This window comes from Lentzea sp. NPDC036949 (genome assembly GCF_055608075.1).
Genome location: NZ_JBVJRA010000002.1, coordinates 691,775 through 704,294, shown reverse-complemented (window position 1 = coordinate 704,294; position 12,520 = coordinate 691,775). Strand labels below are relative to the sequence as shown.

Here is a 12,520-nt window from a genome sequence, read left to right as displayed (position 1 = left end):
ACCGTATGTCAGTTTTGTGGTGATCACAAGGGATCGCAGGTCATAGACTCGGCGTCATGACGTCCAGCGCCCACCCGGTCAGCCGCGCCGAGCGCAAGAAGCAGGAGCTGCGCCGCGAGATCATCGACGCGGCCTTCGACTGCTTCGCCGAGACCGGCTACCACGCCACCGGCATCGCCGACGTCGCCGCGCGCCTGGGCATCGGGCACGGCACCTTCTACCGCTACTTCCAGAACAAGCGCGACATCGTCGACCACGTCATCGACGACCTCGTCGCCCGCGTCACCGGCGCCCTCACCGCGGACAACGCCCCGGACGCCGTCTCCACCCTCGACGAGTACCGCGCCCAGTCCGCCCGGATCGGGGAGTCGCTGGCGCGGATCTTCACCGCGGACCCGCGGGTGCCGCGGCTGCTGCTGTTCGAGGCTCCCGGCATCGACCGCGCCATGGCCGACCGCGTCCTCGACCTCTTCGAGCTGGCCGACTCGCTGACCGCCGCCTACCTCTCCCACGGTGTGGAGCTCGGCTACCTGCGCGCGGACCTCGACGTCGCGAACACCGCGCGGGCCGTCAACGGCATGATCCTCGGCTCGGCGATCGCGTCGTTGCGCGCGCCGGGGGAGCAGGAGCAGCGGCGGTTGAGCGAGGCGGTGCGGCGGGTGATGTACGACGGGATCGCGGCACGCGGCTGACCGCGGCCTGATCGAAGCTCAAGCCTTCCCCAAATGAGATGCGCGTCACTCGTGCGGTCCCTAACCTCGGTTCATGAAACTGCTGCTCTGGTTCGCGCTGGCGTGCATCTGCGCGCTCAGCGGTGACCACGCGCTCGCAGCGGTCACCGTGATGCTGCTGGTCGCCTGCGCGACCGACCGGGTGCGTCACTGACCCTTCGACAGGAGCCGGGCCGTCGGCCTGGCCCCGATGCCGTGCACCAGCACGCTGCCGAGCACGCACACGATCGTGATCACCAGGATCGTGTCCGCGGCGTCGCCCTCCGGCAGCTTGTTGAACGCGAGCAACCCGAACACCACCGTGGTCGTCCCGCGCGGCCCGAGCGCGCCCACCAGCACGCGCTCGCGGCCGCGCAGCCGCGACCCGCCCAGCGCCAGCACCACCGGGACGAGCCGCACCACCGTGAGCACCGCGAGGCAGAACAGCAGGACCTGCCACGACACGCCGAGGGAGAAGGTCAGCACCGCGGCGATGCCGACGACGAACCACATGGTCATCGTCAGCAGCCCGGTGACGTCGTCCAGCAGGTGCAGGTCGTTGTTCAGCACGTCGGCCCTGATCTCCGCGCGGTCGGCGGCACCGGCGCGGACCCGGCGCGCCTTGAGCAGCCGGTGCACGTACCGGAAGGCGATGCCGCACACGAACGAGGCGACGAACCCGTTGCCGTCGATCGCGACCGTCGCGGTGTAGGTGAGCAGCGGTGCCAGCAGCACCGCAACGCGTCCGGACTGCGCCGTCACCCAGCCCGCCCGGTGCGCCCGGTCCATCAGCCACCCCAGCAGCAGGCCGAGGACCACGCCGACGACCACGGCCTTGACCGCGAACGGCAGCACCGTGGCCAGCGCCTCGACCGGCGAGCGCTCCTGGGTGTGGTCGCCGGCCAGCACGAGCGCGAACAGGAACAGCGGGGAGACGATGCCGTCGTTGTAGCCGCTCTCGACGTTCAGCGTGCTGCGCACCCGCACCGACAACGCCGGGTCGCGCACCACCCGCTCGGCCGCGGCGAAGTCCGTCGGCACCGTCACGCACGCGACCAGCAGCAGCACCGCCCACGACAGCGACGGGAACAGCAGCCAGCCCAGCACCGCCGCCAGGCCCAGGCTCAGCGGCATCGCGACGAGCAGCACCCGTGCCGCGGCACCGGGGTAGGCGCCCCACAGCCGGCCGGCGCGCACCTCGGTGGCGTCGGCGAACAGCAGCACCGCGAGGATGATCTCGGCGACGTGCTGGGCCGCCTCGGTGTTGAAGACCGCGGCGATGGAGTCCTCGTTGGCGAGCCCGACCGCGACGCCGGCGAGCACCATCACGACCGGTGCGCCGAGGTTCCAGCGGTCCAGCCGGGACGCCGCCAGCGAGCGGACGACCATGGCGAACGCGGCGGCGAGCAACAACGAGTTCATGCCGCCATCTTGACCCAGAAGTCCTAAGAGGACCCTGTTCGGCGCGAAGTGGGACGACCTCGTGTCCACGGTGAAGTCGATGGGCGCCGGAATTCGCCTGGAGCGCGCATCGGATAGTAAATAACCTCTATAACTTCAGTGCTATCTAAAACCAACCCTCTGCTCCGGGTGCCGCAAATCCAGTCTTGTGCGCCAACAAGACCGCCTGTACATGGCCGACCAGCGGGTGGTGAGCCCGTTCACCGGACGGTAGATCGCCCGGTGAACGGGCTCACCGGGCTACCTCTGAGCGGTCATGGTGGCCGTGTCGATCACGAACCGGTACCGCACGTCGCCGGCGACCACCCGTTCGAACGCCTCGTTGATCTGCGCGGCGTCGATCACCTCGACCTCCGCGCCGATGCCGTGCTCGGCGCAGAAGTCGAGCATCTCCTGGGTCTCGGCCATGCCGCCGATCTGGGAGCCGGCGAGCGAGGTGCGGCCCTGCAGCAGGGAGAACACGCTGACCTCCATGGACTCCTCGGTGATCCCGAGGCAGACCATGGTGCCGCCGTTGGCCAGCAGCGTCAGGTGGGAGTCCACGTCGGACAGTCCGGAGACCGTGCACAGGATCAGGTCGAACGTGCCGGCGAGCTGTTCGAACGTCGCCGGGTCCTCGGTCGCGTGGTAGTGGGCGGCGCCGAGTCGCAGGCCGTCGTCCTTCTTGCGCAACGACCTCGACAGCACGGTCACCTCGGCGCCCATCGCGTGTGCGATCTTCACCGCCAGGTGCCCGAGTCCGCCCAGGCCCACGACCGCGACCTTGCGGCCGGGTCCGGCCTGCCAGTGCTTGAGCGGGGAGTAGGTGGTGATGCCCGCGCACAGCAGTGGTGCGGCCTGTTCCAGCGGCAACGCGTCCGGGATGCGCAGCACGAAGTGCTCGTCGGCCACGATGTGCGTGGAGTAGCCGCCGCGGGTGCGTTCGCCGCCCTGGTAGCTGTCCACGTCGGAGTAGGTCTCGACCGAGTCCGCGCAGTACTGCTCCATCCCGTCGGCGCACTTGTCGCACGACCGGCACGAGTTGACGATCACGCCCACCCCGACCCGGTCTCCGACGGCGTGGCGGGTCACCTCGGGGCCGATCTCGGTGACGACGCCGGCGATCTCGTGGCCGGGCACCATCGGGAACAGCTCCCTGCCCCAGTCGCCGTTGACCTGGTGGACGTCGGAGTGGCACACCCCGCAGTAGCGGATGTCGATCGCCACGTCGTTCGGGCCGAGTGGGCGGCGGGGGATGGTGGTCGGTTGCAGCGGGGCGCCGGCTGAGGGGGCGGCGTAGGCCAGTGCCGTGTGCTCGGACGGTTTCTGGTCGGTCAGGGCGCCGGAGACGAGCTCCGCCGGACCGGCCAGTGCGTCGACGACGTCGGCGGCGGCGCGCAGCAGCACGCGGGCGAGCACCGGTTCGATCGCGCCGGCCAGGTGCGGCACGCTGGTGCGGAACGCCACCCGGTGCACGACGCGGCTGCCGGTGCCGTCGGGTTCGACCTCCCATGCGCCGCCGAAGTCGACGAAGTCGCCGCTGACCTGTTGGAACCGCACGACTCGCGCGTCGTGGTCGGCTTCGGTGCGCTGTGTCCAGCGGGCCAGTCCGCCGCGGAACCGCAGGGCGTACCGGTCGCCGTCGTCCGACGGTGCCACGGACTCGATGTCGGTGGCGGCGTCGGCGAAGCGGCCGGGGTGCAGCAGTTGGTCGAAGACCTCGTCGGCCGGTCGTGGTGTGCGCAGGACGACGCTGTGCTCGTTCACCGTGCTCCTCCCCGGTTGATGTTCACGCCCTGCAGGTGGGTCGTGCGCAGCATGAGGTAGTTGGCCTCGCCGAACACGCCGCCGGTGAGGCCGGTGCCGCCGTGGGTGGGCAGGAACGGGCGGAACGCGGAGTGCGAGTCGTTGACGTTGACCACGCCGCCGGAGGTCACTCCGGCGGCGACTTCGGCGACCAGCGCTTCGTCCTGGACCCAGAAGGAGTTGCGCAGGCCGTAGCGGTTGGCGTTGACGAACCGCACGATCTCGTCGAACAGTCCGTCGTGCTCTTCGGGGACGACGACCGGCAGCAGCGGTGAGAACGTTTCCTCCCGTACCGCGGGCATGTCGCGGGCGCGGTCGAAGCCGTCGACCCGCAGCACGGCGGGTTCCACGAAGAAGCCCGTGTCCGATGGTGTCCCGTCGACTTCGAGTCGTCGTCCGCCGTGCAGCAGTGTCGCGCCTCGGCGCACGGCGTCGGCGATGTCGGCGAAGTAGGCGTCGGCCATCAGCACCGGTGTGAGCACCACTCCGGGTTCGTCGGGGTAGCCGGGTTTCGTGGCGGCCGCGGCGGCCACCAGCTTCTCGAGCAACGCGTCGGCGATGGCCGGGTGTGCGATGACGTGGTTGGGGATGTTGCAGATCTGCCCGGATTGGCGGAAGTTCTCCGTGATCGCCGCCGCCGCGCTGTCGAGGTCGGCGTCGGCCCACACGACCACGCAGTCGTTGCCGGCGAGCTCCAGCACGGGTTTCTTGCCGGCGGCGATGGCGGCGCGTTCGAACTCCAGGCCCTTGGCGCTGCCGCCGACGTAGACGATGTCGTTGACGTGCGGGCTTGTGAGCCACAGGTCGGTCATCGGTGGTCCGCAGAGGATGTTGAGCACTCCGGTGGGTGCTCCGGCTTCTTCCAGCACGGGTACGACGACCTCGCGCAGTGCGTGGGTGGTGGCCAGTGGGACGCCGCGGGGGGCGCGCACCACCACGGCGTTGCCCGCGAGCAGTGCGGTTGCGCCGAACAGGGCGTTCGGGGTCGAGGCGTTCTGCGGTGGGTTCACGCACACCACGCCGTCGGGTACGCGTCGCACGATCGCCTGTCCGCCGCAGCCGCGGTGCTTGGTGGTCTGCATCTGCGATGCGCACCAGGTCAGCGTCTCGGCGCTGAAGTCGGCCCGCCAGTACTCGTCCAGTGTCGGGCCTGCCAGGTCGCGGGGCTGTCCTTCGGCCACCAGGAGTTCGACGATGTCGTCGCGCTTCTCCCGGAGTCGTTCGCCGATGCGCATCCCGATCTCCAGGCGGTCGCGCAGTGGCACCCGTGCCCACTCCGGTGCCGCTCGCGCTGCTGCTTCCAGTGCGTCGGTCGCCATCCGGTCGTCCGCCAGGGCGCATCCGCCGACCACGGCGGGTCCGGCGGTGCGCGGGTCGGTCAGACCGGCGTCGAGGTCGCGTTTGAGCGCGAGCGCCGGCATCGTGTCTTCCAGCACGGCCCGTGCCGTCACCGTGTGCACGTACCGGCCCTGTGGGTGCTCGACGTCCTTGCCGTCGATGTAGGCCGGGTACATCAGCAGGTCGTTCATGTCATCACCCCTCGTCGCACGTGCGCGGCGATCTCCGCCGCCTGCGCCCGGATCTCCGGTACCGCGGTGCTCTCGAACTCCTCGCCCCGGCGCAGCGCGCCGAGTGTGAACACCCGTCGTGGCGTGCCCCACCGGTCCAGCACGCGGCCATCGGTGCCGGTCCGCACGCCGAGCCCGACCGGGTCGGGTCGCGCGGTGCCTTCCGCGACCAGCTCCCGCACCAGTGGGCCACCGTCGCGGCGGAAACCGGTCGCGTTGACCAGCCACCCCACCCGCAGCGCCTGTCCGCCGGTCAGGACGACTTCGAACCCGTCCTGCACGGGTGTCAGCGCTTCCACGCGGCCGCGGTGCAGCCGCAAGCGTCCTGAGGCGAGCAAGGCCCGCACCGCGCGGTGGGTGTCGGGTGCGGCTCGGTGCCGGTGCACGTTCCAGTAGTGGTGCACCCGTTCCAGGAACCGCCGTTGTTCTGCCACTCCCAGCTGTCGCCACAGCCGGCGGGTGTGCGGCCGGAGGTGGTCCACGAACTCGCGCCACCGCTCGGGGTCGGCGGACACGCAGCGGCGGGCGAACCGGAGCAGCTCGCCGAGCGAGCCGATCTGTTCCGGCGGGTCCGGGAAGGACGGTGCGCCCGGCTTGCGGCGGTGCGGGCGGGGGAGCAGTCCGTGCCGGGACACGGCGTGCAGCGGCGAGTCCGGTGCCAGGCTCACGGCGATGTCCATCATGGACAGTCCGGTGCCGAGCACCAGCACCGGTGCGCCAGCGGTGTCGGGCAACGGTCCGGCCCACGGGTCCGCGACGTAGCGCGGTGACCCGTCGGGCAGCAGGTCGGCGAGCGGGTCGCCGCCGCCCGCGCCCGGTGCGAGGACGGCGAAGTCGGCGTGCACCGGCCCGGTGCGGGCCAGTTCCACGGTGACGCCGTCGTCGCGGGTGGACAGTCCGACGGCGGTGTCGGCGACGTGCCGCACCACGGCCTGGCGGTCTGCCTGCTGGTGCTCGGCCCGCTGTTCCTCGGCGGCCAGGGTCTGGGCCAGGTAGCGCCCGTAGTCCCGGCGGGGCAGGAACGCTCCCGGTTCCGCTCCGCTCCAGCGCACGAAGTGCTCCGGGTCGTCGTCGAACGCGCTCATCTTCTCGGCGACGGTGTTGAGCAGGTGCCCGGGATCGCCGGTCCGGTACGCCCGGCCCGGCCCGAACTCGCCGCTGCGGTCCACCAGGACCAGCTCGACGGGGACGCCGGAGCGCAGCAGGTGCACCGCGGCCAGCGTGCCGCTCGCGCCCGCGCCGATGACGACGACCCGAACCCGCTCGTCGGTCACGGGGCGGTCCCGGTCGCCGGCGACGACCCGGTCGTGCTGACCCGTCACCGGGCGGCCGCCGGCGCCGTCCTGCTCACCGGCGGCCGCCCGGACGCGCTCTTCCGCGACGCCCCGGTCCCGCTCACCCATCACCGCGCCCGTCGGTCACCGCCGAGAGCGTGTCGCCGACCTGGCCCGCGGCGAGGGTGTTGCCGCCGTTGGGGTCGATGAGCAGGAACGCGCCGGTCGCGACGCAGTCGGTGTAGTCGTCGAACGGCAGGGCGTCGGCGACCTCCAGGCGCACCTGGCCGATCTCGTTGAGCTCCAGGCACTCCGGGTCGCGTTCGAGCACGAGCTCCTGCTCGTCGAACCGGGCGGCCAGGCTCGGGACCCGGCACTTCGTGGTGCGCGTGCCGTGCCTGAGCAGCACCCGCGCACCGGGGCGCAGGGGTTCCTCGGCGAGCCAGCACACGGTGGCGGTGAGCTCGGCGGCCAGCTCCGGCAGGCGGTCGGCGGCGGCGATCAGGTCGCCGCGGCTCACCGGCAGGTCGTCGGCCAGCGTGAGGGCCACCGGCTGCCCGACGGTCGCCTCGTCGACCGGGCCGTCGGGGGTGCCGATCTCGGTCACCGTCGAGCGGGTGCCGGCGGGTAGCACCACGACCTCGTCGCCGGTCCGCACGGCGCCGGCGGCGATCTGCCCGGCGTAGGCGCGGTAGTCGTTGTCGCCGTCGCGCAGCACGTACTGCACCGGCACCCGCAGGCCCACGTCGCAGCCGCGGTCGTCGGGCTGCACGGTCTCCAGGTGTTCCAGCAGTGTCGGTCCGTCGTACCACGGGGTGTTTTCGGAGCGGGTCACGACGTTGTCGCCGGTCAGGGCCGACAGCGGGATGGTGGTGATCTGCTCTGGCCGGAAGCCCAGCGACTGCGCGTGTGCGACGAACTCCTCGCGCACGGAGGTGTAGGTCTCCTCGGAGAAGTCGACCAGGTCGAGCTTGTTGACCGCGAGCGTGATGCCGGGAACGCCCAGCATCGCCATCACGGCCAGGTGCCGGCGCGTCTGGGGGAGCACGCCCTTGCGCGCGTCGGTCAGCAGCACCGCGTGGTCCGCGGTCGACGCACCGGTCACGGTGTTGCGCAGGTAGTGCACGTGACCGGGGGTGTCGGCGAGCACGAAGGTGCGTTTGGCCGTGGCGAAGTAGCGGTAGGCGACGTCGATGGTGATGCCCTGCTCGCGTTCGGCCCGCAGGCCGTCCACCAGCAGCGAGAGGTCGGGGTTGTCGAGCCCGCGTTCCTCGCTGCTGCGCAGCACGGCGTCGATCTGGTCGCTGAGCACGGACTTGGTGTCGTAGAGCAGCCTGCCGACCAGGGTGGACTTGCCGTCGTCCACGCTGCCCGCCGTCACCAGTCGCAACAGGTCGGACGTCATCAGAAGTACCCCTCCCGCTTGCGGTCCTCCATGGCGGCCTCGGACATGCGGTCGTCGGCCCTGCTGGCACCGCGCTCGGTGAGCCGGCTCGCCTTGATCTCCTCGATGATGTCGGTGACCGTGGCCGCGTCGGACTCCACGGCACCGGTGCAGGAACCGTCGCCGACGGTGCGGTAGCGCACGGTCTTCTCGACGGTCTCCTCGTCGTCGGCCGGACCACCCCACTGCCCGGAGGTCAGCCACATGCCGTCGCGCAGGAACACCTTGCGCTGGTGGGCGAAGTACAGCGAGGGCAGCTCGATGTCGCGGGCCTCGACGTAGCGCCACACGTCCAGCTCGGTCCAGTTCGAGATCGGGAACACCCGCACGTGCTCACCGGGGGAGTGCATGCCGTTGTAGAGGTTCCACAGCTCCACGCGCTGGCGGCGCGGGTCCCAGCGGCCGAAGCTGTCGCGGACGCTGAAGATCCGCTCCTTGGCCCGTGAGCGCTCCTCGTCCCGGCGGCCGCCGCCGATCACCGCGTCGAACTTCTGCTCGGTGATCGTGTCGAGCAGCGGCACGGTCTGCAGCGGGTTGCGCATCCCGTCCGCGCGTTCCTGCACCGCGCCCTTGTCGATCCAGTCCTGGACCTCCGCGACGTGCAGCCGCAGCCCGAAGCGGTCCACGATGTCGTCGCGGAACTGCAGCACCTCGGGGAAGTTGTGGCCGGTGTCGACGTGCACCAGGGTGAACGGCGGTGCGATGGGGGCGAACGCGCGCACCGCCAGGTGCACCAGGACCGTGGAGTCCTTGCCGCCGGAGAACAGCAGTGCGGGCCGGTCGAACTCGCCCGCCACCTCCCGCAGCACGTGGATCGCCTCGGCCTCCAGCTGTTCGATGCCGGTGACCGCTTTTTCCTTGGCCGGCGCGCTCATCGCAGCACCACCTCCCGGATGTCCTGTTCACGGCGTTCGGACTCGCAGCGCTCCAGGGCGCGTTCGATCATCTCGACGCTCTCCTGCACGCTCAGCGACGCGGTGTCGACGAGCACGTCGGGGGAGGCGGGTGCCTCGTAGACGTCGCTGACCCCGGTCATCGCCTCGACCTGGCCGGCGTCGGCCTTGGCGTAGAGGCCCTTGACGTCGCGTTCGGCGCACACCTGCACTGGTGCGTCGACGTAGACCTCGACGAACGTCAGGCCCGCCGCCTCGTGCGCGGCGCGGACCTCCTCGCGCACCTCGCGGAACGGTGCGATCACCGACACCACCGACAGCACGCCGTGGGAGGCGAGCATGGCGGCGAGCTTGCCGATGCGGCGGATGTTCTCGGTGCGGTCGTGCTTGCTGAACCCCAGTTCGGGGAAGAAGTCCTTGCGCACGGCGTCACCGTCGAGGTGCTGCACCGCACGGCGGTCGCGCAGCCGCTCGACCAGCTCCCGGCCCAGTGTCGACTTGCCCGAGCTGGGCAGCCCGGTCAGCCACAGCGTGGTGGTCACGTGTTCCTCCTTGTCCAGTCGTGGTTTCGGTCCGGGCCCGTCAGGGCGCGTGCTCACGGCCCAGCAGCTCCCGTGCCACCACGAGCTTGGTGGCGTTCTCGGTGCCGTCGGCGATCTCCTGCCCGATGGCGTCGCGCACCCGCCGGCTCGCCGGGTGCTCGTCGCTCCAGCCGCGGTGGCCGAGCGTGAGCAGGGCCTGGTGCGCGGCGTCGACACCGACGCGCGGTGCCCACCACTTGGCCATGTTCGCCTCGGCGCGGTGCGGCAGCCCTGCGTCGGCGCGCCACAGCGCCTCGAACGCGAGCAGCCGGGCCGCGTGCACCCGTGTGGCGTGTTCGACCAGTGGGAACGCCACGCCCTGGTGCTTGCCGATGACCTGCCCGAACGACTCGCGCTCACGGGCGTAGGCCAGTGCGTCGTCCAGTGCGGCCTGGGCGTTGGCCACGGCCAGCACGGCGATCAGTGCGCGGGAGTGGTCGAAGCCGCGCATCACCCCGCTGAAACCCTCGCCGACACCGCCGACGACCTCGTCGTCCGCGGCGCGCACGCCGTCGAAGTGCAGCGTGGCCCGGCCTCCCGCGCGCACACCGAGGTCGGTGAGCCGTTCGCGGGAGATGCCGTCGCGGTTGAGCGGGACGAAGAACGCGGTCACACCGCGCGCCCCGTCCTCGCCGGTGCGGGCGAACACCAGCCCGTGGGTGGCGTGCATCCCGAGCATGATCGAGGTCTTGGTGCCGGTGAGCAGCCAGCCCTCGCCGTCGCGTTCGGCGCGCAGCTCGATCGCGGCCGCGTCCGTGCCGTGCTCGGGTTCGGTGAGCACCAGTGCCACCACCGAGTCACCCGAGGCGACCGCCGGCAGCCACCGGCTCTGCTGCTGCGCGGTGCCGCTGCGGCCGATGATGCCGCCGATCAGCGCCGCGTTGAGCACCGGGTAGCACGCCGTCGCCTCGGCGCGGGCCAGCTGCTCCACCGCGATGCCGACCTCGACCGCGCCCAGCCCGCGGCCGCCGTGTTCCTCGGAGATCGCCAGACCGGTCAGCCCGGCCCGGCCCAGCTCGGCGAAGAACCCGGACCAGAACGTGCCCTCCCGGTCGTCGAGTGCCGCGTGCCGGGCGATGGTGTCCTGGGCGAACGCGCGGACCTTGTCGGCCAGCGCCTGTTGCTCGTCGGTGAACGAGAAGTCCATCTCCTGCCCTCCCTCAGCCGCTGACCAGCTGCTCGCGCAGCTTGAACTTCTGGACCTTGCCGCTGGGCGTCGTCGGCAGCTCACCGACGTGCTCGACGCGTTCGGGCCAGTACTGCTTGGCCATGCCCAGCCCGTCGAGGTGCTCGCGCAACGCCGGCAGCTGCGGTGGCTCGCCCTGTGCCACGATCACCGCGCACGCCCGCTCACCGAGCCGGTCGTCGGGGTAGGCCACCACCGCGACGTCCTTGATGTCGGGGTGGCGGCGCAACGCCGCCTCGACCTCCACCACGGGCACCTTCTCGCCGCCGCGGGAGATCACGTCCTTCTCCCGCCCGGCGATGCGGATGCCGCCGTGTCCGTCGTCGCGGGCCAGGTCACCGGTGTCGAACCAGCCGTCGGCGGTCACGTTGTCCGCGTAGACCTCCGGGCGTTCGAAGTAGCCCAGGCACTGGGTCGCGCCCCGCACCTGCAGCCTCCCCGTGGCTCCCGGCTCGACCAGGGCGCCGTCCTCGTCGACGATGCGGACCTCCATGCCCGGCACCGGGGAGCCGTCGCTCTCGGCGGCCCGCATCTGCGGGTCCTCCGGCCGGGTGATCGTGGGGGCGCCGTTCTCGGTCATGCCCCACAACGCGTACAGCCGGCAGCCCAGCACGTCGCGGGCCTGCTCGACCAGCACCGGCGGGATCGGCGCGCTGCCGGTGGCGAACGTGCGCAGGCTCGACAGGTCGCGCTGCTGCTCGCGCTGGCGGTCGATCAGGTCCACCAGGAACGGTGGCGCGCCCATGAAGAACGTGACCTGCTCGGTCTCCAGGACGCGCAGCATCAGGTCGGCGTCCCAGTTGTCGATGTGCACGCACGTGGCGCCGAGCAGCAGCGGCATCGTGAAGTTCCACGTCCACCCGGCGTTGTGGGTGGTGGGGGAGCCCATCGCGGTGACCTCGTCGTCGCGCAGGTGCAGCGCGTCGATCTGCATGCGGTTGGTGGCGTGCAACGTGTTGTGGCTGTGCATCACGCCCTTGGGCTCACCGGTCGTGCCCGAGGTGAACATGACGTAGGCCAGGTCGTCGGGCTTGGCCTCACGGCCCTCGATGTCACCGAAGACCGCGCCCTCGGTGCCGGGTTCGCCCAGCAGCGCGGTGTCGAAGTCCCGGGCGTCACCGAGGTCGGCGTCCGAGCCGGCGGCGCCGACCAGGACACGTTCCCTGATCGACGCCACCTCGCGGGCGACCTCCTCGCTGAGACGGGCGTGCGAGAAACCGCGGTGCTCGACCGGTCCGATGTAGACCGGGCTCTTCGTCAGGGTCGTCATGAACGCCAGCTCGCGGCGGCGCATGATCGGCAGCACCGGTCCGGCGACCGCGCCGATGCGGGCGCACGCCAGCGTTGTCGCGAGCAGCTGCCAGGAGTTCGGCAGCTGCAGCGTCACCACGTCACCGCGTTCGACGCCGAGGCCGGCCAGTCCCGCCGCGATCCGCTCGACTCGGCGTTCCAGTTCGGCGTAGGTCAGCGTCTCGGTGTCGCGGCCGTCGGTGTGCCACACGACGACCGCGCGCCGGTCGGGGTGCTCCCGCGCCGCCCGGCGCAGGTCGTCGACGAGCGTCTCGTCGGTGCGCCACCACCCGTTGGCGCGGTAGGTCTCGGCCAGGTCCATCGTTCT

Annotated in this window: 10 protein-coding genes and 1 pseudogene; 1 reads left to right on the top strand and 10 read right to left on the bottom strand. The window is 71.3% G+C overall.

Annotated elements, in window-relative coordinates; genetic code table 11:
- Positions 1–56: 56 nt before the first annotated feature.
- Entirely contained in the window at positions 57–692 is a 636-nt protein-coding gene (locus ACZ7CD_RS09150; RefSeq protein ID WP_470378687.1) for a TetR/AcrR family transcriptional regulator, read from the top strand.
- A 186-nt stretch (positions 693–878) separates the two neighbouring features.
- Here ACZ7CD_RS09150 and ACZ7CD_RS09145 read toward each other — a convergent pair whose 3' ends face one another.
- The 10 genes and pseudogenes from ACZ7CD_RS09145 to ACZ7CD_RS09100 all read right to left on the bottom strand — a co-directional run bounded on the left by ACZ7CD_RS09145 (position 879) and on the right by ACZ7CD_RS09100 (position 12,514).
- Positions 879–2,132: a cation:proton antiporter domain-containing protein gene (locus ACZ7CD_RS09145; protein WP_360396652.1), complete on the bottom strand. Its 1,254-nt coding sequence runs from the start codon at positions 2,130–2,132 to the stop codon at positions 879–881.
- A 279-nt stretch (positions 2,133–2,411) separates the two neighbouring features.
- A complete protein-coding gene (locus tag ACZ7CD_RS09140) occupies positions 2,412–3,488 on the bottom strand; it encodes an NAD(P)-dependent alcohol dehydrogenase (protein WP_458434397.1) in 1,077 nt (358 codons plus the stop codon).
- Between the two features lie 39 nt (positions 3,489–3,527).
- Positions 3,528–3,917 (bottom strand): annotated as a pseudogene (locus tag ACZ7CD_RS09135) (SRPBCC family protein); the annotation flags it as partial.
- Complete coding sequence (locus ACZ7CD_RS09130; RefSeq protein WP_458432214.1) at positions 3,914–5,485, bottom strand: aldehyde dehydrogenase family protein; 1,572 nt, start codon at positions 5,483–5,485, stop codon at positions 3,914–3,916. The pseudogene ACZ7CD_RS09135 and the gene ACZ7CD_RS09130, both read right to left, overlap by 4 nt.
- Positions 5,482–6,927, bottom strand: coding sequence for an FAD/NAD(P)-binding protein (locus tag ACZ7CD_RS09125; protein WP_470378686.1), 1,446 nt, complete (start codon positions 6,925–6,927; stop codon positions 5,482–5,484). Before ACZ7CD_RS09125 ends, ACZ7CD_RS09130 begins: the two co-directional genes overlap by 4 nt.
- Positions 6,920–8,203 carry a sulfate adenylyltransferase subunit 1 gene (locus tag ACZ7CD_RS09120; RefSeq protein WP_360396657.1) on the bottom strand — a complete coding sequence of 428 codons (1,284 nt, stop codon included), beginning with the start codon at positions 8,201–8,203 and terminating at the stop codon, positions 6,920–6,922. Before ACZ7CD_RS09120 ends, ACZ7CD_RS09125 begins: the two co-directional genes overlap by 8 nt.
- A complete protein-coding gene (cysD, locus tag ACZ7CD_RS09115; RefSeq protein ID WP_360396659.1) occupies positions 8,203–9,117 on the bottom strand; it encodes a sulfate adenylyltransferase subunit CysD in 915 nt (304 codons plus the stop codon). The genes ACZ7CD_RS09120 and cysD overlap by 1 nt, the downstream gene beginning before the upstream one ends.
- A complete protein-coding gene (cysC, locus tag ACZ7CD_RS09110; RefSeq protein ID WP_470369302.1) occupies positions 9,114–9,734 on the bottom strand; it encodes an adenylyl-sulfate kinase in 621 nt (206 codons plus the stop codon). Before cysC ends, cysD begins: the two co-directional genes overlap by 4 nt.
- Positions 9,718–10,863 (bottom strand): acyl-CoA dehydrogenase family protein, encoded by a 1,146-nt coding sequence (locus ACZ7CD_RS09105; protein ID WP_360396663.1) that lies wholly within the window; start codon positions 10,861–10,863, stop codon positions 9,718–9,720. Before ACZ7CD_RS09105 ends, cysC begins: the two co-directional genes overlap by 17 nt.
- A 13-nt stretch (positions 10,864–10,876) precedes the next feature.
- Entirely contained in the window at positions 10,877–12,514 is a 1,638-nt protein-coding gene (locus tag ACZ7CD_RS09100; RefSeq protein ID WP_360396665.1) for an AMP-binding protein, read from the bottom strand.
- Positions 12,515–12,520 lie beyond the last annotated feature (6 nt).